At 66.3% G+C, this 20,563-nt stretch carries 21 protein-coding genes; 10 read left to right on the forward strand and 11 right to left on the reverse strand.

The features are described 5' to 3' along the window. Positions 1-70: 70 nt before the first annotated feature. Entirely contained in the window at positions 71-1,117 is a 1,047-nt protein-coding gene (locus Hhyl2_RS06610; RefSeq protein WP_483549942.1) for a lysostaphin resistance A-like protein, read from the reverse strand. A gap of 140 nt (positions 1,118-1,257) precedes the next feature. Between Hhyl2_RS06610 and Hhyl2_RS06615 the strand changes: the two genes are divergently transcribed. After that, positions 1,258-1,443: a DUF7576 family protein gene (locus Hhyl2_RS06615; RefSeq protein WP_483549943.1), complete on the forward strand. Its 186-nt coding sequence runs from the start codon at positions 1,258-1,260 to the stop codon at positions 1,441-1,443. Positions 1,444-1,511: 68 nt separating this feature from the next. Further along, complete coding sequence (locus Hhyl2_RS06620) at positions 1,512-3,068, forward strand: aryl-sulfate sulfotransferase (protein WP_483549944.1); 1,557 nt, start codon at positions 1,512-1,514, stop codon at positions 3,066-3,068. On the opposite strand, the gene Hhyl2_RS06625 is transcribed toward Hhyl2_RS06620, so the two are convergent. Beyond that, positions 3,037-3,579 (reverse strand): CNNM domain-containing protein, encoded by a 543-nt coding sequence (locus Hhyl2_RS06625; protein ID WP_483549945.1) that lies wholly within the window; start codon positions 3,577-3,579, stop codon positions 3,037-3,039. The two genes, Hhyl2_RS06620 and Hhyl2_RS06625, sit on opposite strands and share 32 nt — an antisense overlap. A gap of 73 nt (positions 3,580-3,652) precedes the next feature. Here Hhyl2_RS06625 and thyX point away from each other — a divergent pair, with 73 nt between their 5' ends. Together thyX and Hhyl2_RS06635 are read left to right on the forward strand one after the other, a co-directional pair. After that, positions 3,653-4,396, forward strand: a complete 744-nt coding sequence (gene thyX, locus Hhyl2_RS06630) for an FAD-dependent thymidylate synthase (protein ID WP_483549946.1) — start codon at positions 3,653-3,655, stop codon at positions 4,394-4,396. A 102-nt stretch (positions 4,397-4,498) separates the two neighbouring features. Next, positions 4,499-5,914, forward strand: coding sequence for an ABC transporter substrate-binding protein (locus Hhyl2_RS06635; RefSeq protein ID WP_483549947.1), 1,416 nt, complete (start codon positions 4,499-4,501; stop codon positions 5,912-5,914). A gap of 32 nt (positions 5,915-5,946) precedes the next feature. Here the strand turns inward: Hhyl2_RS06635 and Hhyl2_RS06640 are convergent, their stop codons facing one another. From Hhyl2_RS06640 to Hhyl2_RS06655, 4 genes are read right to left on the reverse strand one after another with little or no spacing between them, the layout of a single operon-like run. Further along, a complete protein-coding gene (locus tag Hhyl2_RS06640; protein ID WP_483549948.1) occupies positions 5,947-6,702 on the reverse strand; it encodes an ABC transporter ATP-binding protein in 756 nt (251 codons plus the stop codon). Beyond that, entirely contained in the window at positions 6,699-7,538 is an 840-nt protein-coding gene (locus Hhyl2_RS06645; RefSeq protein ID WP_483549949.1) for an ABC transporter ATP-binding protein, read from the reverse strand. The genes Hhyl2_RS06640 and Hhyl2_RS06645 overlap by 4 nt, the downstream gene beginning before the upstream one ends. Beyond that, positions 7,531-8,811 carry a branched-chain amino acid ABC transporter permease gene (locus Hhyl2_RS06650; RefSeq protein ID WP_483549950.1) on the reverse strand — a complete coding sequence of 427 codons (1,281 nt, stop codon included), beginning with the start codon at positions 8,809-8,811 and terminating at the stop codon, positions 7,531-7,533. The genes Hhyl2_RS06645 and Hhyl2_RS06650 overlap by 8 nt, the downstream gene beginning before the upstream one ends. Further along, complete coding sequence (locus Hhyl2_RS06655) at positions 8,808-9,932, reverse strand: branched-chain amino acid ABC transporter permease (RefSeq protein ID WP_483549951.1); 1,125 nt, start codon at positions 9,930-9,932, stop codon at positions 8,808-8,810. The genes Hhyl2_RS06650 and Hhyl2_RS06655 overlap by 4 nt, the downstream gene beginning before the upstream one ends. A gap of 208 nt (positions 9,933-10,140) precedes the next feature. Here Hhyl2_RS06655 and Hhyl2_RS06660 point away from each other — a divergent pair, with 208 nt between their 5' ends. From Hhyl2_RS06660 to Hhyl2_RS06675, 4 genes are all read left to right on the forward strand, one after another. After that, on the forward strand, positions 10,141-11,055 hold the full coding sequence (locus Hhyl2_RS06660) for a metal-dependent hydrolase (RefSeq protein WP_483549952.1): 915 nt from the start codon (positions 10,141-10,143) through the stop codon (positions 11,053-11,055). A 41-nt stretch (positions 11,056-11,096) separates the two neighbouring features. Next, on the forward strand, positions 11,097-11,717 hold the full coding sequence (locus Hhyl2_RS06665; RefSeq protein ID WP_483549953.1) for a hypothetical protein: 621 nt from the start codon (positions 11,097-11,099) through the stop codon (positions 11,715-11,717). Then, complete coding sequence (locus tag Hhyl2_RS06670) at positions 11,714-12,388, forward strand: DUF2238 domain-containing protein (protein WP_483549954.1); 675 nt, start codon at positions 11,714-11,716, stop codon at positions 12,386-12,388. Before Hhyl2_RS06665 ends, Hhyl2_RS06670 begins: the two co-directional genes overlap by 4 nt. 65 nt (positions 12,389-12,453) lie before the next feature. Beyond that, on the forward strand, positions 12,454-12,654 hold the full coding sequence (locus tag Hhyl2_RS06675; RefSeq protein ID WP_483549955.1) for a dodecin: 201 nt from the start codon (positions 12,454-12,456) through the stop codon (positions 12,652-12,654). 325 nt (positions 12,655-12,979) lie between these two features. On the opposite strand, the gene Hhyl2_RS06680 is transcribed toward Hhyl2_RS06675, so the two are convergent. From Hhyl2_RS06680 to Hhyl2_RS06690, 3 genes are read right to left on the reverse strand one after another with little or no spacing between them, the layout of a single operon-like run. Further along, entirely contained in the window at positions 12,980-13,360 is a 381-nt protein-coding gene (locus Hhyl2_RS06680) for a HesB/IscA family protein (protein ID WP_483549956.1), read from the reverse strand. Between the two features lie 57 nt (positions 13,361-13,417). Continuing rightward, positions 13,418-14,689 (reverse strand): histidinol dehydrogenase, encoded by a 1,272-nt coding sequence (gene hisD / locus Hhyl2_RS06685; RefSeq protein ID WP_483549957.1) that lies wholly within the window; start codon positions 14,687-14,689, stop codon positions 13,418-13,420. A 49-nt stretch (positions 14,690-14,738) separates the two neighbouring features. Then, positions 14,739-15,401 (reverse strand): J domain-containing protein, encoded by a 663-nt coding sequence (locus Hhyl2_RS06690; RefSeq protein ID WP_483549958.1) that lies wholly within the window; start codon positions 15,399-15,401, stop codon positions 14,739-14,741. A gap of 284 nt (positions 15,402-15,685) precedes the next feature. On the opposite strand from Hhyl2_RS06690, the gene Hhyl2_RS06695 reads away from it, so the two are divergent. Next, complete coding sequence (locus tag Hhyl2_RS06695) at positions 15,686-16,234, forward strand: DUF1684 domain-containing protein (RefSeq protein WP_483549959.1); 549 nt, start codon at positions 15,686-15,688, stop codon at positions 16,232-16,234. Positions 16,235-16,333: 99 nt separating this feature from the next. After that, positions 16,334-17,176: a lysostaphin resistance A-like protein gene (locus Hhyl2_RS06700; protein ID WP_483549960.1), complete on the forward strand. Its 843-nt coding sequence runs from the start codon at positions 16,334-16,336 to the stop codon at positions 17,174-17,176. 6 nt (positions 17,177-17,182) lie between these two features. On the opposite strand, the gene Hhyl2_RS06705 is transcribed toward Hhyl2_RS06700, so the two are convergent. Both Hhyl2_RS06705 and Hhyl2_RS06710 read right to left on the reverse strand, forming a co-directional pair. Then, the gene (locus tag Hhyl2_RS06705; protein ID WP_483549961.1) at positions 17,183-18,499 is read right to left on the reverse strand and encodes a glycerate kinase type-2 family protein; all 1,317 of its coding nucleotides are present in this window, start codon (positions 18,497-18,499) and stop codon (positions 17,183-17,185) included. Between the two features lie 95 nt (positions 18,500-18,594). Next, entirely contained in the window at positions 18,595-20,373 is a 1,779-nt protein-coding gene (locus tag Hhyl2_RS06710; protein WP_483549962.1) for a S8 family peptidase, read from the reverse strand. Positions 20,374-20,563: the final 190 nt, after the last annotated feature.

The raw sequence follows: 20,563 nt of genomic DNA on the forward strand, positions 1-20,563 counted from the left end.
GGTTCACTGGCTAGCGAGTGGCCCTTTCACGCCGATGCGGCCAACCCTTTCGAAAACAGAACAGGTCGGATTATCGACTCGAGTCCACGTCCGACTCGTAGCCGACAGCCAGGTCCCCGTCGGTCGATCCCTCCCCGCCAGTCGTGGCCTCGATGATGTCACCGCTGTCGGCCACTCCGCGACGGCCGGAAGTGAATAGATCGGGATGGATACCGATCCGTCCTTCGACGAGTCTGACGTAGGCGACGACCCCTGCGAGGCCGACCACCGCTGCCAGCACGCCCAGTAGCCCGGCCTCGGGGCCGAACGCGCCGCCAGTCCAGATCGTGGGGCCGACCGAGTCCACGACGAGGACGCTAGCAGGCGCTTCGAAGCCGCTCACGGGATATCCGAACAGGACGCCCATCGCCGTGTTCCAGGCGGCATGGAACCCGATTGCGAGTCCGAGCCGCCCGGTCAAGACGTAGCTCACCCCGAGTGTGACGGCGATGACGGCGATACCGGCAACTGCAACGAGGGATGCGTTCGCGTTCGCCAAATGGATGGCGCCAAACAGGAGACTCGAACCGACGATAGCGATGACGGCCGCCACTGTCGCACCGTATCCCGCGAAGCCCTCGGCGATGTTCGTGAGCACGAACCCACGTACGACGAGTTCCTCGTAGAGTCCGACGACCACGAACAGCGCCAGGGAGGCGAGCATCGCCAGCGCGAACCCGCCAGACCCCGCGACGACCGTCTCCGTGACGACGGCCCAGCCGCTTGCCAGCCCGATACCGACTACGACGGCCTGGGCTGTCGTCGCGAGGGCGACACCGACACCCAGATCACGCCACCAGGCACGGTTCCCTTGGAGCCCGTAGCCCGCCAGGGACCGCCTGTCGATATAGCGAGCGACGACAGCGACACCGACGAGTGCTCCCAATCCCAGTCCGACCGTCGTCCCGACGAGGTAGTACGCGAACGGAATCGACGGCCATAGCGTACGCAGTGTGAGCTCAGCCACGACGGTTCCGACTACAGCGACGAGTGCGATCAGGAAGAACCCGACCACGAGCCGAACCGGGGCGCGAGCTCGGTTCTTCGAATCGATCCAGACGAATCTTCCGAAATTCATACCGAACAAGACGCGCGCTGACACGATAACTGTAGATGTGCATACATTTGTCACGCTGGTGCTCTCCCGACCCGGTGAACTCCCGAGTACTCGGGACGGATATGTGGGATTAAGTAGGGTGACACCGACGCTCAGATAAGATGGTCGACCCGACATCGGATCACCACGAGGACATCGACGAGGACGAAGCGCCGAACTGTGCGACGTGTGGCGACGCCATCGTCAACGAAGCCACGCATCGCGTCATCACCTGGGTCGAGGACGGTTCCGTCCAGTCAGCCCACTTCTGTGACGAAACCTGTCGTGCGGAGTGGGACGGAGCCTGAAACGGTACCGTCGCAGTTTTACTCTACCCAAGACCCTTTATGCCGACCCGCTTTCGACTACCCGAGAGATGAGTCGTCGACGCCTGACCGTCCGCGCGGTCTTTCTTGGAGTACTCGTCCTGTCAGTCGGTGCCGTGGGGTACTCGTACATGACAACTACAGGTGGCGCTGCCGGCCCCAGCGCGCAGGCCGCACCGACCACACAGAACGGCACGGTCGTGACCGACGGTCGGCTGTCGATCGACGTGGAGGCGCGCTTCGAGACCGCCGCCGAGCGACCGCCGCGTGGGCAGAACTGGTCGACCGGCCGCGTCTCCCGTGCGGTGGCCGGGATGGACCGGAACCTCACCGTGGTCGCGACCCAGGGGTTCTACGTCACAGACGAACAGGCTGAACTGGCGGCGTTCCTGCCCAACGGGTCGCTCGTCTACTACAACGACACCTATCGGGTCTACTTCGACGTCGACCCGGTACCGGGCACGCGCTACACCGTCGAGTACGTCGCCGCGGACCACTTCGGCGACGAGACCTGCGAGCCGGTCGGTGGCGAACCCTGTACGCGCAACGTCGTCGAGCGCGTCAACCTCACCACTGGCGAGCACGAGACCGTCTACAGCAAGCTCACCCCCAACCTCTACTCGGCGCGCTGGCACGATGTCGACCGGATCAACGAGACCCACCTGGTCGTCGCCGACATCGTCAACGACGGCGTCTATGCCGTCGACACGCGTGACGGCGAGGTCGAGTGGCGCTGGAACGCTTCCGCTCACTACGACCGCTCGCAGGGCGGCAAGCCCGGCGACTGGACCCACATCAACGACGTCGAACTGCTCCCGGACGGTCGGATCATGGTCAGCCCGCGCAACATGGACGAGGTGATCTTCCTCGAAGAGAGCCCGGACGGCTGGACCGTCGACGAGGACGCGACGCTCGGCACCGACGAGCGCCACGGGATCCTCTACGAACAGCACAACCCCGACTACATCCCGCCGCGGCGTGGCGGCCCGAGCGTCCTCGTCGCTGACTCCGAGAACGGCCGGATCGTCGAGTACAGACGGGCTGACGACGGCTGGACGTTGAGCTGGCACTGGCGGGACGCCCGGATGCAGTGGCCCCGCGACGCCGACAGACTGCCCGACGGTACCACCCTCGTCGTGGACTCACACGGCGACCGCGTCGCCGAGATCGGGCCGGGGAACGCGGTCGTCTGGTCGGCCGACGTCGGGATGCCCTACGACGTCGAACGGCTCGGCACTGGCGACGAGAGCGCCGGTGGTCCCGCCGCGCGGTACCGACGAGCAGTCCAGGACGCGGACGCGAACGCGACCCAGGTCGTCCAGCGCGTCGACGAGGGTGAGACCGAGCGTGCCTCGGACGTCACCAGGCCGCTGGACGAGCGGTTCTGGCTCGCGCTCAAGGCCACCGTTCCACCGCTCGTGGCCAACGGCCTCCTGTACGTCGCGCCATCGTGGGTGCGGTTCAGCGACCTGGCCTTCGCCACGACGGCGTTCGGGACGGTGCTGTCCTGGGGGACGGTGGAGTTCTACTGGTCGAAGTATACGGTCCGCGACTTCGGCGGGCGAACCCGGGCAGCTATCGGTCGGCTGGTCGGTCGCGTTCGCTGACGCCGTCGTCCTCGTAGGGCTGTTCGATGGCCTGCTGGCCACCGACCCGGGCCGTGATCTGTCGCGTCAGGAGGTCGAACCCGACGACCGCGGGGTACAACAGTAGTTCGACGTAGCGCAGCGGGCGGACGACACGGAGCGCGTGGGACTGGGCGTGGCCGAGCCCGTAGGACTTCGGGACGATCTCGCCGGCGATCAGGATGACGCTGCTCGCGACGACGGTCGTCACCACGACCGCGACGCCGGACTCGACGCGCTCGACGAGGAGCGCGGTCAGCAGGCTCGATACCGCGATATTGACGACGTTGTTCCCGACGAGGATGGTCACGAGGAGGCGGTGCGGATCGGCGAGGACGTCCAGAACAGCGGCGGCGCGAGCGTCGGACTCGGCGACTGCGGTCAGTGAGTCCCGAGAGGCCGTAAACAGCGCCGTCTCGCTGCTGGAGAAGAACGCACTCGCGGCGAGCAAGGCGACGATGGCACCCAGGGTCGTCAGCGTCGACATATCCATATCGGATGCCAGACGCGCCAGGCCGAAAGAGCTACCCGGAAAGAATTATCCCGCTCCGGGTTACCCCTCCGGTATGGAAGTCACGGTACTCGAAGCCACGTCGGACCCGGAAGAGCTCATCTGCAAGGCGGCCCGGAACGACTACAGTGGGGAGTTCGTCGGCGGACAGTCCTTCGCGGCGACGATGGAGACCGTCGACGGCGACGACATCGAGGCGAAGAAGGAGACGCTCATCGGGCACCTGCTGGACCACGGCCACTTCGGCCCGTTCGAGCACCCACAGATCACCTTCGCCGTGAAGGGCGTCTCCCGGTCCTGCATGGCACAGATCACGCGCCATCGCCACGTCTCGTTCGACGTCCAGTCGATGCGGTACGTCGCCTTCGACGACGTCGACCCGGCCGACGTCCGGGAGGGCGAACTCGTCGTCACGCCGCCGTCGGCGACCGACCCCGACTGGGTGGGGCGCAACCAGAAGACCGGTGACGTCGACGAGGAAACCGTCCAGCGACGGACCGAAGTGTTCAACGACACCATCGAACACGCCGTCGAATCCTACCAGGAACTGCTCGACCTGGGGATGCCCCCCGAGGACGCCCGGTTCGTCCTCCCCATCGGGACGAAGGTCAACATCGTCATGTCGATGAACGCCCGGATGCTGATGCACGTCGCGGATCTCAGAGCGGCGGCCGACAGCCAGTGGGAGATCAGGGATATGACAGAGCGACTCCTCGAACTGGCTGCTGACTGGTGTCCAATCACGTTCGACCACTACGAGGAGCATATGAAAAACCGAAAGAACCGGCTGGCTCCCTGACAGCACGGGCGCAGTAGTCCCGCAGTATCGACACGTATAGCCCCGTGCAACGTTGGTCGACAGACAACATATTTCTACGTTGGGGTACAACGACGGGTGACTATGACTCGCGACAGCAGTCGACGACGCTTCCTGAAACGCACGGGCGCGCTCAGTACGATCGGTATCATGGGTCTCTCGGGATGTACGACCGAGCAGGCCGACGGCGGCAGCGGCAGTGATGGCGGCTCCGGCGACGGCGGCGACGGCGGTTCCGGGGGCGACGGTGGCGATGGCGGCGACGGCGGTTCCGGTGGCGACGGTGGGGACGGTGGCGACGGCGGCAGTTCCGTCGGACCCGACGTCCTCATCGTCGTCGGGTATCCACAGAGCGGCGTCCAGCTGTTCAAGGACTATTACTCGGACTACGACGACGACGACGTCGACATCCTGGTCACCGACGGGCTGCAGTCGTCTGACCTCCCCGGCAACGTCGGCAACGACATGTCCAACGTGATGGGGACGGCACCGACCTCTTCCGGGCCCGGCCGGGAGACCTTCGCGAACCTGTTCACGTCGGAGTTCGACTACGACGAACCCGGCGTGTTCACCTCGCAGGCCTACGACGCCAGCGCGGTCCAGATCCTCGCCAACGTCATGGCCGGCGAGAACGACGGCGAGGCCATCCGCGACCACATGCGCGTGGTCGCCAACCCCGGCGGCACGAGCTACGGCCCGTCGGAACTGGCCGAGGCAGTCGAGGCGGCTGCCGCCGGCGAGAACATCGAGTACCAGGGTGCCTCCAGCAACGTCAACTTCGACGAGAACGGCGACATCACCTCCGCGCGATATCAGGTCTTCGGGTTCAACTCCGAGGGGTACGAGACCCAGCAGACAATCGACTTCGGTGGCTCCGGGGACATCCCACAGCCGGAACCGTCCGCCAGCGGTTCCGACAGCGGGCGCACCATCCGACTGGGCGTCCTCCAGCCGGAGACGGGCGATCTGGGGCCACTGGGTGTCGCCATCCGCGACGCCGCGCTCCTGCCGGCCCGTCAGCTAGAGGGTGAGGTCGACTTCACGTTCGACACGCAGGTCGGTGACACCCAGTCCCGCGCCCAGGCCGCCATCGAGGCGGCGAACTCGCTGGTGAGTGCCGGCTACCCGATGATCACCGGAGCGGCGAGCTCCGAGTCGACCATCCAGGTCGCCAACAACGTGCTGGTCGACAACGGCGTCGTCGCCTGTTCACCGGCCTCGACGTCGCCGGCCATCACGTCGCTGGAGGACGACGACTACATGTTCCGGACGCCCCCGAGCGACGCGCTGCAAGGTCAGGTGCTGGCCCAGGTCGCCACCGAGGAACTCGGTGCGTCGACGGCCGCGACGCTGTACCTCAACAACAGCTACGGGCAGGCACTGCAGGAGAGCTTCGCGACGGCCTTCCAGGAGGCCGGTGGCTCCGTCCTCAACCAGATCGGGTTCGAGTCCCAGCAGTCCTCCTACACCTCACAGCTCAACAGCGCACTGAGCCAGTAACCCGACACACGACCGTTTTTCCACCCCGCCGATCAGCCGCCCAGGAACTCCCGGCGGACCTGCTGGTCGTTCAGCAGGGTGTCGCCGGTATCCTGATACCGGTTCTGCCCCTGGACGAGGACGTACCCTCGGTCACAGCGGCGCAGCGCCTCCTTGGCGTTCTGCTCGACCATCAGCACGGCCGTCCCGTCGTCGTTGATGGCGTCGATGCGGTCGAACATCTCGTCGACCAGGTCCGGTGCCAGTCCGGCAGAGGGTTCGTCGAGCAAGAGGAGGTCCGGATCGAGCATCAGCGCCCGGCCCATCGCGAGCATCTGGCGCTGGCCGCCCGAAAGGGTCCCGGCCTTCTTCTCGGAGCGCTCGCGCAGGATGGGGAAGCGGTCGTAGACCGCCTCGATCTGGTCTTCGGGCACCTCGTCGAGGATGTACGCGCCCATCTCCAGGTTCTCGCGGATGCTGAGCGTCTCGAAGACGTTGTCGGTCTGTGGGACGTAGCCGATCCCCTCGTGGATGATCTGGTCGGGACGGAGCTGTTCGATGTTGAGGCCGTCGAAGACGACCTGCCCGCCCATGTAGGTGGTCAGTCCGAAGACCGACTTCATCACGGTGGACTTGCCGGCACCGTTGGGGCCGACGATGACGACGTACTCCTCGTCGGCGACGTCCATGTCGACGTCGTCGAGCACCTGGAGGTCGCCGTAACCGGCGTCCAGATCACGAACGGCGAGGAGGCTCTCGGCAGGGTCGGGCAGGTCCGCCTCGGTCGAGCGCTGTGCGTCGGGACTCATACGTCACCTCCCAGATACGCGTCGAGCACACGGTCGTCGTTGCGGATCGTCTCGGCGTCGCCCTCGGCCAGCACGCTCCCCTGGTGCATGACGATGATGTGCTCGCAGTGGTTCATGATGACGTCCATGTCGTGTTCGACCAGCAGGAAGGTCAACCCGTCCTCCCGGAGGTCGTGGATTCGTTCGAGCAGTTTCTCCTCCAGGGTGGGGTTGACCCCGGCCAGTGGCTCGTCGAGCAGGACCATCTCGGGTTCGGTCATCAGCACGCGGGCCATCTCCAGTAGTTTCCGCTGGCCACCCGAGAGGTTCCCGGCGTTCTCGTGGGCCAGGTGGTCGATCTCGAAGAACTCCAGGGTCTCCCAGGCGCGTTCGACCACGTCGCTCTCGTCGCGTCTGACACCGTCACGGAGGCCGGGAACGACCGCCCGGAGCGCGGACTCGCCGACCTGATCCGGCGGCGCGAGCATCACGTTCTCCAGGACGGTCATCTCCGAGAGTTCCCGTGCGATCTGGAAGGTCCGGACGAGGCCACGCTTGGCGACCGCGTACGGCGGGAACCCGGTGATGTCCTGGCCGTCGAAGCGGACCGTCCCGTCGGTGGGTGTGTGGGCGCCGGTGATGCAGTTGAACGTCGTCGACTTCCCCGCGCCGTTGGGGCCGATGAGCCCCGTGAGCGCGCCCGGTTCGACGGCGAAGGAGGCCCCGTCGACGGCCGTGACGCCGCCGAACTCCTTCCGGAGGCCGTCGACCTCCAGTAGTGGGGCGTCGATGGCGGCACTCTCGACGGCGGGCCCCTCGTCGACGTCGGTCTCGGCTTCGGGGACCGTTTCACTCATCGGCGTCACCTCCGGACCCGTCGCCACGCCGGTCCAGCGGAACGCTGCTGGCCGGCTCCGTCCGATGGCCGAGCAGCCCGTCGGGCTGGCGCTGGATGATGAGGATGAGCACGACGCCGATGAGGACGAACCGGAGGGTGCTGATGTTGCCGGCCGTGTACGCCAGCAGGGGTAGCGGATCCAGCGAGCCCAGTGCGGCGACGGCCTCGACGATGTTCCCTGGACTGCCGCTCCCGCCGACCGGCGCGTACTCGCCCAGGCGTGCCGGGACGTAGAACAGCAGGGCGGCGAACGTCGCCGCGCCGAGGACGCTGCCAGTGTTCGAGCCCGAGCCGCCGATGATGAGCGCGGCGAAGACGTAGAAGGTGATCGCCGGCCGGAACTGCTGGGGGCTGATGTAGCCGGCCTGGCCGCGGAACAGCGCGCCGGCCAGCCCCATCAGCGCACAACCGATCATGAACGCCTTGATCTTGAACAGCCGCGTGTCCTTTCCCAGGGACTGCGTGACGGTCTCGTCCTCGCGGATGGCCTTCAACACGCGCCCGAACGGCGAGTTCACGAGCCGAGAGAGTACCCAGTACGACCCGGTGACGACGGCCAGCAGGACCAGGCCGTAGGTGATGTTGACGACGTTCGGCCCGGAGATACCGAGCCCCGCTGCTGCAGCGACGAGTGGCTGTCCCGGGCCGTTTACGAGCCCGGAGACGACGCCGCTCGGCGAGGCAAACGAGATGCCTGTCCCGCCGCCAGTCCCGAAGCGGGCGCCGAAGAACTGGAGTTCGGCGACGCCGCCCCAGTTGACGAACAGCCGGATGATCTCCGAGAGCGCGACCGTGACGATAGCGAGGTAGTCCGCCTTGAGCCGCAGCGCCGGGAGCGCGGCGATAGCGCCGACAATCGCCGCCATGACCATGCCGCCGACCAGGCCGACCCAGAGCGGGAGGCCGAATCCGGGGACGCCGCCGGGACCGGGATCGACCGGCGCCGTCAGGATGGCCGTCGTGTAGGCGCCGACGGCCATGAAGCCGGCGACGCCGATGTTGAACAGCCCGGTGTACCCCCACTGGAGGTTCAGCGCGAGCACGAGGATGGCGTAGGCCGCCACGAGGATGGTGACGCTGCCGACGAAGCCGGCCGCAAGGTTGGTCCACTGCTGGCCGCCGACGAGGAAGGCCAGGACGGCCAGGAGCGCCCAGATACCCGCGAGCAGTCCGACCACGAGGGCCGCATCGGGCAGGTCGTCGAGTCGCGTCCGGAGGTCGACGGCGCTCATGCGGTGGTCACCCCCGAGAAGATGCCCGACGGGCGCAGTAGCAGAACGACGATGAGCACGAAGAACGCGGCAGCCTTCGTCAGCCCGGACGGGAGCCAGATCAGGGCCATGCTGTCGACGAGGCCGATGAGCACGCCGCCGGCCATCGCCCCGTAGATGGAGCCGATGCCCCCGACGATGACCGCCGAGAAGATGAGCAACAGGAGGATCCAGCCGAAGTTGAACGAGATGGTGCCGCTCTCCAGGACGAGCAGATAACCGCTGACGCCGGCGAGCGCGCCGCCGAGGATCCACGTCAGCCGAACCACGCGCTCGGTGGGGATACCGGTCACACGCGCGAGGTCTTCGTTGTCGGCCATCGCCCGCATCGCCTTCCCGAGCGTGGTCCGCTGGAGCAGGACGTGGACACCGAGCATGAGGAGCAGCGAGACGACGAGCAGGGTCAGTTCGTTGTCCGTGATGGTGATGGTTCCCGAGGGGAGCGCCAACAGCGTGATCTGAAGGCCGCTCGTCGCGACGCCGCTGGTCTGGGTCCCGAACACGAACGCGATGCCGTATCGGAGCGCGAGCGCCACACCGATAGAGGCGATGAGCAAAGAGATGTTGCCCGAGTCACGCATCGGGCGGTAGGTGAGCCGGTCGATCAACAGGACCAGCGCCACACTGCCGACGGCGGCGACGACCAGTCCGACAAGCACCGGCAGGAGCGTCGTGAGCGCGCTCAACTGTTGCCCGGAGTCGAACAGGAACAGCCGTGCGAGCGGCGCCCCACCCAGCCCGGCCAGGACGTACGCGACAACCCACCCGAAGAAGGCGCCAGCGGTCACCGTGTCCCCGTGTGCGAAGTTCGCGAAATCCAGAATGCTGTAGGTCATCGAGAGGCCGATCCCGGCCAGCCCGACTGCCAACCCGACGAGGATGCCGTCTAACACCATCGTTCCCAGCGAGGAGAGGGTGAGTGTCCCGCCGATGAGCTTGATTCCCCCGAAGAAGACGTTCGTTCCACTCAGTTTGACGAGGAGGTCCAACAGGAGGTAGCCGACGACCGCCGCGACTGCGACGACGCCGGGTTGCTCCACGAACAGGCGTCCTCGGTCCCTGACCGACTCTGCGATAGCCATCTGTTGTTGCCCGTTGGGGAGTCCGGCCCTAATAACACATCGGAACAGACGGAGAACTGCGGGCTGGATGACGCGTTTCCGTGACAGAAAGCGGGATTTGCCCCGGAAAAGTACCAGATGGTGGTCGTTTTCGCGCCGTTCCCTCCCGTCCGGACACCGAGACTGTTTGACACGCGACAGTTAAGCCGCTCGACCGAGAACTGCTGGTATGTTCGTCGGCCACGGGCTGGTAGCGTTCGCCCTCGTCGTCCTCGTCGCACAGCGCCGCGGCGTGGCACCACAGCGAGCGTTGCAGTACGGCGCGGTCGCGGGACTGTTCGCCGCCGTGCCCGACGTCGACGTGGTCTACGCGCCGGTCGGGCTGTTACTCAGTTCGGCCGGGACCGTCGGCCCCGACGTGTTCTGGGAGACCGCTAACGTCATCCATCGGGGCCCGACGCACTCGCTCGTGATGGGCGCGATACTGGCGGGAGCGGCCGTCTTCTGGCACAGTGGGACGGCCCAGCGGCGCCTGCTCTCGTTGTCGCTCGTCGCCCTCCTGGTCGGTATGGCCACGCTCTACAGCGGTCTCGTCGGCGGCGTCGTCACCCTCGTGTTCGCGATGGGGGGCATCGCCGTCACGATGTTCGCCGGCCGCCTCGACATCAGACCACGAACGCTCGCCCCGCTCGCGCTCGTCGGGCTGCTCTCGCACCCCTTCGGTGACCTGTTCACGGGGTCGCCCCCGCCGTTGCTCTATCCGCTCGACATCCCGGTCGTCACCGAACTCGTCGTCCTCCACCCGGACCCGACGCTGCACCTTCTAGCCGCGTTCGCTATCGAACTGAGTACGGTCTGGCTGGCGGTGTACGCCTACGCGCATGCCACCGGCAGATCGCTCGTCAGGCTCGTCCACCCGCGCGCGTCGTTCGGTGTCGGCTACGCCGCGGCCGCGCTCGTGCTTCCAGCCCCGACGCTCGAACAGTCCGCCCACTTCGTGTTCAGCGTCCTCGCACTGGGCGCCATCGGAGCTCCCGTCCGGCCGTTCAGTGAGGGCGTCGACTGGCTCTCGACCGTCGTGACCGGGCTCGCAGCCGTCACCGTCGCGGCAGTGGCCTACGCGCTCGCGCTCGGCGCACTGTGAGCGGGCGATACTTCTTTCCTCGTCCGGTCGTTCCACCAGGTATGGACCGCGACGTCCGACGACTACTCCGAGACGAACGAGCGAACGCCGTCGCTAGCTGGGTCGTCGTCGCGATCATCATAGCCGTGGTCGTCAGGAGCTTCCTGGAGGGGGACCTGCTCTGGGCCGGCTTCGCCGCAGGGCTGGCCGCACTCGCGCTCTTCCCGCCCGTGGCACTGCGCCACCGGAACGCGATGTTACCCTGGGAGATCCTCCTGCTCGCCGCGCTCCCGGTCGTGGGCCGGATGTTCGCGACCGTCCAGGTGACGGGCAACCTGGCGAAGTACCTCTCGGTGGCTGCCATCGCGCTCATCATCGCCGTCGAACTCCACGTGTTCACGCCGGTCCGGATGACACCGCGGTTCTCCGTCGCGTTCGTCGTCGTCGCGACGATGGCGACTGCCGGGGCCTGGGCCGTGACCCGGTGGGCTGCCGATTCGCTGCTTGGAACGACGTTCCTGCTCGACCCGGCCCTCTCCGAACACGCCATCGAGGAGGCGCTGATGTGGGAGTTCGTCGCGTCGACGGTCGCCGGAGTCGGGGCTGGCATCATCTTCGCCATCTACGTCAGCCGGCAGGTCGGTGTCGAACGGGTTCCCGAGGAGGTGGCCGTCGACCAATGAGGCTCCGCGACCGGTTCGGCATCAGCGACAGGTGGCAGGCCCGGCTCTCCAGAGGGATGATGTTCGCGATGGTCGGCCTCTTCGCCATCGGGATCGAGCGCGGGAGTACTGGCATCATCGTCAACACCGGCGTCGGCCTGCTGGTGGCACAGCTACCGGCGATTCTCGAACGGGACTACAACATCACGCTCGACCCTGCACTGACGCTGTGGATCTCCTCGGCGGTGTTCCTCCACGCTGTCGGGGTCGTCGGCCTACCCGGAGCCGAACAGAACTTCTACGCGACGGTCCCAGGCTGGGACCACGTCACGCACGCACTTTCGTCGTCGGTCGTCGCCGCCGTCGGCTATACGACGGTCAGAGCACTCGAACAGCACACGCCCGACCTGAACTTCCCGCCGCGGTTCACGTTCGTGTTCGTCCTGCTGTTCGTGATGGCCTTCGGTGTCCTCTGGGAGGTCATCGAGTTCTCGCTGGGATTGCTCGCGACGGCGACGGGTAACGACAGCGTCCTCACGCAGTACGGCCTGCAGGACACGATGCTCGATCTGGTCTTCGACACGATCGGTGCAGTCATCGTCGCGACCTGGGGGACCGGACACCTCACCGACGTCGTCGGTCACGTCGAGGGGTGGCTCGACCGGAACGCACGCGGGGACAGCGGCTCCTGACCGCCGCTCCGTAGACCACCCCTTTCCGTAGTTTTATGTCTGATCGTGTGGCACGGTAACATGCCATGGTGTTCAAGAAGATCACCCTCATCGGGACGAGTCCGGAGAGTTTCGACGCCGCCGCCGACGACGCTATCGAGCGCGCGGAGCGAACACTCGACAACCTCAAATGGGTCGAGGTGGAGGAGCTGGGCGTCGAGATCGGGAGTGTCGAGAACCGGGAGTATCAGGCCGAGGTCGTCGTGGCCTTCGAACTGGAGGACTGATCAGTCGTCCGGGGCTCACGCCCCAGCGATCGCGGATAGACAGGCCCGTCAGCGATCGTCGCCTTCGTCACCGTACCAGCCCATCGAGGGCGACCACAGCAGGTGGCAGTTTCCGCAGCGGGCGATCGCGGAGACCCCACCTTTCCCGACGACCCCCTGCAGGTTTTGCTTCGATAGTTCGGTGCCACACCGCGGACACGGGTCGCTCTCGGCCACGCACTGGCGCGGTTTCCCCCCATAGTCGGCCGTATCTGACATGGCTACTGTACGCTGATAGCCACTCGCACTCAGGATAAAATTATCGATTGTAAGTTGCAATAAAAAGTCAGGTACGGAACGACTCGCCACAGCCACACTCGCTGACGATGTTGGGGTTCTCGACGTGGAATCCGGCGCCCTGGAGTCCGCCTTCGTAGTCCAAGACCGACCCTTCGACGTAGTTCAGGCTCGCGCCGTCGACGAAGACGCGCAGGCCGTTGCGTTCGAAGACGGTGTCGTCGTCCTCCGGTTCGTGCTCGAAACGCATCCCGTAGGAGAGTCCCGCACACCCTCCCTGCTGGACGAACAGACGGAGGCCGGCCACGTCGGTGTCCAAGTCCTCGCTGACCAGGAGGTCCAGAGCCTCCTCGGCCGCCTCCTCGCTGACGGCGACGGCTGTCCGCTCCGGGTCGGGTTCGGGGTCTCCGTCGTCGGCGGTACTGCTCATACACCCAGATGCGCGCCGGACCCTGTTAACCCTGACGGCGTCTGGCACACGTCCGTATCAATCCTCGAACCGTCTGCGGACGCTCTCGGCGTGGGCCTCCAGGCCCTCGGCCTCGGCCAGCGTCGTCACCGTCTCCGAGAGGTCCGCCAGCGCGTCCGCAGAGAGGCGCTGGACCGTCGTCGAGCGGACGAACGTATCCACCGAGAGCCCACCGGTCACACGCGCGCCGCCGCCAGTCGGGAGCACGTGGTTCGTGCCCGTCGCGTAGTCGCCGGCAGCGACCGGGCTGTAGGGTCCCAGAAAGACCGATCCGGCAGAGGGGATCCGCTCCAGCAATGCCTCCTCGTCGTCGGCCTGGATCGAGAGATGCTCGGCGGCGTACTCCTCGGCGAAGAGGACGGCCTCGCTCATCGAGCGAGCGAGCAGGACGCCCGAGGCGTCGTTGTCGAGCGCACTGCGGATGACCGCCTCCCGCTCGCGTCCCGTGGCCTGCTCGTCGACGGCCTCGACGACTGCATCGGCAAGGTCCACGTCGTCGGTCACAGCCACGACGGAGGCGTTCTCGTCGTGTTCGGCCTGGGCCACGAGGTCGGCCGCGACGTGGTCGGGGTCCGCCGTCTCGTCGGCGACGACGAGGATCTCCGAAGGGCCGGCCAGGAAGTCTATGGCGACGTCACCGCGGACCTCGGCCTTCGCCGCAGTCACCCACCGGTTGCCCGGCCCGACGACGATGTCTGTCGCGCTGACGGTCTCGGTCCCGTAGGCCAGTGCGGCGATCGCCTGGGCGCCACCGACCTGGTAGACCGCGTCGGCGTCCGCGACGTGGATGGCTGCCAGTGTGACGGGGTTGACCGTCTCGGCGGGCGGGGTCGCGACCGCGACGTGGTCGACACCCGCGACCTTCGCCGGGATGACGCCCATCAGCGCGCTCGACGGATAGGCGGCGGTGCCGCCCGGCGCGTAGACGCCGGCGCTGTCCAGCGGTCTGAACCGCCGCCCCAGTTCGCGGCCGTCGACGGTCTCGCGCCAGTCCTCGGGCACCTGCCGTTCGTGGAACGCGCGGATGTTGGCGGCGGCGTGTTCGATCGCCTCGCGCACGTCGTCGTCGATCTCATCGTATGCCCGCTCGGCGGCGTCCGTGATATCGACGTTCCCCACCTCGACGTCGTCGAACTCGCTGGCGAACCGGCGGAGCGCGACGTCACCCTCCTGGCGGACCTGTGAGACGATATCGCGGACGTCGTCCCGGACAGCGTCGACACCTGCATCCCGGTCGAACAGCGCCGCTCGCTCGTCCGGACCGAGGTCAGCAACCGTACGTACGTTCATACCCCGCGTTCGAGACGGGGAGAAAAACGGGTTTCCCTTCGGGGTGGGCCTACACCTTCGAGACGACGTGCAGTGCGGAGACGAACAGGGTGATCCCGATCATCGACACGCCCAGTACGGCACTCACGAACGGTGACAGCGCGCCGACGATGCCGGCCGCGAAGAAGATTCCGCCGACGACGAACGAACTCACGAGCAAGAGTGCGTGGACGAGCAACGCGGTCTCCACCTCACGGAGGGTCGAGAGGACCGACCCGATACCGGGTGCCTGTTCCGAACGGACCCGTTGCCTCGGCGTGTAGTAGTTCGCGGCCGTCCCGTAAGCGGTCGTTCCGCCCCTGGTCTGCTGGTTCGGCGTCGAGGTTCGTGCGGTCGGCCCGCCCCGGTCGCTACGCCCCGTGCTGGACTGGCTGGCGGCGTTGCTGACGGTTCCGGAGGCCCCCCCAGACGCTCCGGACGGTGCTTGCCAACTGCTGCAAGCCTGACTGTCGCTGACGTAGGCCTCGTGACCCAACCGGTCGTACCGTGCACGCTCGTCCTCGTCCGTCAGGACGTCTCTGGCAGTCGTCAGTCGCTTGAACCGTTCTGGAGCGTCCGCGTCGTCGCTCACGTCCGGATGGTGCTCTTTGACGAGTTCCCGATAGGCCCGTTCGATACGCTCGGCTCCGTCGCCGGGATCTACCCCGAGTATGCTGTAGAATGTTTCCACCATTCCTCACCCCGTTGCACATATATCTTGTGGCCGATCATAAGAATGTATGGGCTGTTTCGCTGCAAGAACACCGCTGGGACGTTCTTTCGAGTTTGTCCAGTTCCTGAAGAGGCGTAAAAAGGAGTGGATGCCACCCCCCTAAGAATCAATGATGAGATCTCTAGAGGGAGAGATTGACCACGATTCGACGGTTTCGAAGGGTGATCACAGATAATGGAACCGACCGTCGTCGCGGACGAACGACAAGCCGCCGGACTGAAACCACGCCGCGTTCAACTGCAGCCATGAACGACGTTCCAGACGGGTGGGCCGAGCAGCTTCGTGCCAACCGTGCAGAGAAAGACCGGTTCTTCGCCGAGCACCGCCAGTCCCCGATTCCCCCCGGCGAGCGCGACAGCTTCGACGGGCTCGCGTACTACGAACCCGACCCGGACTACTACGTCACGGCGGCGGTGTCCGTTCACGACGATCCAGAGATCCTGGAACTGGAGACGACGAACGGTCCCGCCGTCACCTACGAACGGGTCGCCACACTCTCGTTCACCGTCGACGGCAGCGACTGTTCGCTGGCCGGCTACCGCCAGCCCGACGACGACGCCACGAGCCTGTTCGTCCCGTTCCGGGACAAGACGACCGGTCAGCAGACCTACGAGAACGGTCGCTACCTCGAACTGGAACTCGAAGCTCCCCTCAGTGACGACCAGGAGATTCCGCTGGATTTCAACCTCGCCTACGCGCCGTTTTGCGCCTACAGCGAGACGTTCGCCTGCCCGCTGCCACCCGAGGAGAACTGGCTGGCCGTGACCGTCGAGGCCGGCGAACGAAACCGCTGAGCGTCTCGTGAATCGCCTCGGGGTCAAGCCCCGGGGCATTCTCCTAGACCGCTTGTAAACGAACTGTTATGGGGGCGACGCCGCTAGTCGTCGGTATCTATGGTAACCGCAGGCACTCACAGCCAGCAGACGACCCTCCAGACTGCTGCGACGGTGATCTCGGCGCTCCTTCTGGGCGCAGGCGGCCTCGCGTTCGGCGCCGCCCTCACGGTACTCGCGCTCGCGATCCTCATCTGGGGGCTCGGGATCGAGTTCACCCCGACGCTCGCGCTGGTCGTCGGTCTCGTCTTCGTCCAGGGTATCGGCTGCGCAGGAGTCGCTCTCGCGTACGTCAGGTTACGACCGCGAATCGCACCCAGTATCCGTGGCGTCCTGGGTATCGACGGTCCGTGGACGGACTTCGACATCCCAGTGTCGCTCCCGTCGTTCCGGGACGTCGCTGTCGTCGTCGTCGGATACTTCCTGGCGCTGGGCGCAGCGCTCGGCGGGTCGCTCCTCGCGTCACAGGTCGCCGTCGACACCGGGACGAACGCGGCCGCCGAGGCGGGGATGGAGAATCCCGAGGTACTCCTGCTCCTCATCCCGGCGTCGATACTCATCGTTGGCCCCGGCGAAGAGCTTCTCTTCCGCGGTGTCGTCCAGGGGCGGATCCGGTCAGTGTTTGGCCCCACTATCGGTATTCTAGCCCCCAGCGTCTTCTTCGCTGGCCTCCACTTCTGGGCGCTCTCCGGCGGGTCGACCGCGGGGAACCTGCTGGTCGTGAGCTTGCTGGTCCTCCCGGCGCTGGTCTTCGGCGTGAGCTACGAGTACACCGACAACATCGTCGTCCCCTCGCTCGTCCACGGCTTCTACAACGCGACGCTGTTCACCGGCCTCTACGCGTCAGTCGTCTACGGCGATATGGCCGCCGAGAGCGCGATCCTCGCTGTCTCGGCACTCTGAGACGACTCACTCGACGACGAGGACCCGGAGGTCGTTGACGTTCGTCCCAGTCGGGCCCGTCTCGATCAGTGCGTCCGCCTCGCTGAGCAGTCCGTAGGCGTCACTCGCAGCCAGCGCGGACTCGACAGCCCCCCTGTCGGTCAGTTCGCCCGCCCCGACGATCGCCCCTGCAGCATCCGTCTCCCCGTCGATGCCATCGGTGTCGACTGCTGCCAGGACGCTCTCGCTGGGGAGGGCTGTGGCACCTCCCAGGACGAACTCCTGGTTCGGGCCGCCCTGGCCATCGCCGGTGACGGTGACCGTCGTCTCACCACCGGAGAGGAGAACAGCGGGGGGTGCCAGCGGTGTGCCGGTGGCGCGGCTCTCCGCCGCGATAGCTGTGTGGGTGCCGGCCGCGGTTCGTGCCTCTCCCTGGAGTCGAGATGTCAGCACGAGCGGTTCGTATCCCGCTGCGCTGGCCCGTTCGCTGGCGGCCTGGAGCGCGGTCATGTTACTCGCGACGACGTGCGTGGTCACCCTGTCGAACGCCGAGTCGCCAGCCCGTGGTGTTTCGGGTATCTCGCCCCCCGCACCGCGTCGGAGGTACTCCCGGACTGTCACAGGAATCTCGGCGTCTGTTCCGTCGAGGACGGCCAGCGCGTCCTCGTACGTCGAGGGGTCCGACACGAGCGGCCCGCTGGCGATGACCGACAGGTCGTCGCCGACGACGTCGCTAAACACGATACCACAGACCCTGGCAGGGGCCAGTTCGCGGGCCAACTGCCCACCCTTGACCGCCGAGAGGTGCTTGCGGACCGCGTTGACGTCCTCGATCGGAATCCCCGCGTCGAGCAACGCAGTCGTCGTCGCTCGGAGGTCCGACAGCGAGACGCCACGTGGCGCCACCATGCACGCACTGCCGCCGCCCGTAATCACACCCAGGACGAGAGTACGCTCGTCGACCTCCCTGGCCAGGTCCAACAACCGCCGGGTCGATTCGACACCGCGTTCGCTCGGTAACGGGTGGTCTGCCGGCAGTACCTCGACGCGCGCGGTCTCGACCGGATCGTCGGTGACCACGACCCCTCCGTCGAGTACGTCACCGAGGACGGCCTCCAGTGCAGCGGCGACGTGTCCCGCTGCGTTCCCGCCGCCGAAGACGACGACCGAGTCGTACGCCCGGAGATCGAAGGTCTCGCCGGCGACCGTGAGCGTGGCTCCTGTGACGGAGACGGCGTCGGGCACGACACTATCGGGGTGAGCGCTCTCGATACCGGCTTCGAGACAGTCGAACGCGACACGCGTCGCTGCCGATTCACGCTCGCGGTCCCGGTCACGGATCATAGCCGGCCATACGTCGGCCCGCTACAAGACTGTTCGACACTGCTCGGGGGTTGCCCGAGCAGGGCCGCCGAGGCGACGATCGTCCGCTGGGCCCCTCAGGAGTTGTAGATCGCGATTGCCTCGGTGACGTCGCTGGCCGTCACCGGGTTCCCGTCGACGGTCATCTCCCTGTTGTAGGCGTCGATGATCGCGTGCAGGTCCGCCAGTTCCAGCGTTCCGTCCCCGTCGATATCGTACCGCCCCGGATCGGGACTGCTCGAATTCGACTCGACGACGACGTCGACGGAGTCGGTTACCGACCCACCGTTCCCGTCCGCGACGGTCACCTCGAAGGACAGCGTGGTCTCGCTCGACACAGAGGGGGCCGTGAACGTCGGGCGCGCGGTGCCCGCCTGTGATAGCGAGACCGTCGGCCCCGCGGTCTGTTGCCAGGCGTAGGTGAGCGTATCGCCGTCGGCGTCGGTGGACCCGCTGGCGTCCAACTGGACGAGCGACTGTTCGGCGACACGCTGGTCTGTCCCCGCGTCGGCTGTGGGTGCGGAGTTCGCCGTCAGCGCCCTGTTCGCTGCGACCCGGCCGTCACCGGCCTTGTAATCGTCCCCGGCCGCTTCGATATCGACGGCGGTCCCACGGAGTCGCCGGACGAGTTCAGCGTCGGTCTGGTCGCGCTGCCCATCTTCGAGGTCCTTGGCTAGCATGAGCGCGAGGACACCGGAGACGTACGGCGTCGCGGCGGAGGTCCCACCGAAACTTCGCGTCCCGCCGTGTAATCTCGTCGTCTCGACACGATATCCGGGTGCGGCGACGTCGACTTCACGACCCTCCGAACTGAACGTCGTCGTGCTGTCGTTCCGGGCCGTGGCGGCCACCGCCAGGGATTCGTCGTACTTTGCGGGATAGCTGATTTCGTTCGTCGTGACGTCGCCGTCACCGCTGTTGCCCGCTGCTGCGACCACGATGGCGTGGTCGTCGGCTCGTTCGACCGCGTTGTCCAGGTTCGGCTGTGAGTACGGGCCCCCGATACTCATCGAGAGGATATCGGCATCGTCCTCGGTCCCCAACGTATCGTCGGGCCCTTTCAGGGCCGAATCCATCCCCTTGACCCACCAGCTGTAGTAGCCGAAGCCGAACTGGTCCAGAACCTGGATGGAATACAGTTCCGCGTTCGGCGCGACGCCGACGACACCCCGGTTGTTGTCCTCGGCAGCGATGATCCCCGCGACGGCGGTCCCGTGGCCGGCCCGGTCGTCCGCAGCGGCCAGCCCCTCGCGTTCGATGCCGTTGACGTAGCTCGCGCCCCACTCGACGTTGTCGCCGATATCGGGGTGGTCGTAGTCGACGCCAGCGTCGAGAACTGCGACAGTCACCTCCTCCTGTGCTGATGCTCGGGTCCGACTCGCAGCACTCCGAGCACCGATCTTGCTGATTCCCCACGGCGTCACCTGACGCTGTGCGCTCCCGACGTTCGGCGGCCGGGTAGTCGGGACCGTCTCTGGAGTCGTGATCTGCCCGTCGATAACGACGGTCTCGATACCTGTCCGTGCCCGCAACTGTTCTGTCGACGACCGCGGTGCGGTCGCGAACAGGACCGGCATGAAGTCGACCTCCCGACCACCCGTGACGGTCACCCCGAGTTCGGCCTCGTCGAGGTCCGCCGCTCGCCTCGCCGAGTCGTTCACGAACGTGATCACGAGACGGACTGGTTCGGCGTCCGTCCCGGCGGTACCGTTCGGACCATCGGGCTGTGTCGCTGTGGTCTCGTTCGCAGTTGTCGATTCGACGGCACCGTTCCGGACGGTGTCAGCGTCCTCGACGGTACCCCCAACGGCAGCCTGCACCGGCGCAGCGGCCACCAGGAGGACGAGTATACCCACCAAGAGTGACAGGGACCTCACCATAGCCCCATCGAATAAGTCGATACTAATGAATTACTCGAATTGCTTTCTCAGAATTAGATGCAATACTTATCTTTGTTTTAGAGGGAATAATGCCTGGGTCCGGTACCCACGCTTACGGTAGCAACGTACCGGTAGGCGGCGAGTCCGAGGGCAGCGCGATCCGGCG

Source organism: Haloarcula sp. H-hyl2 (assembly GCF_056934385.1).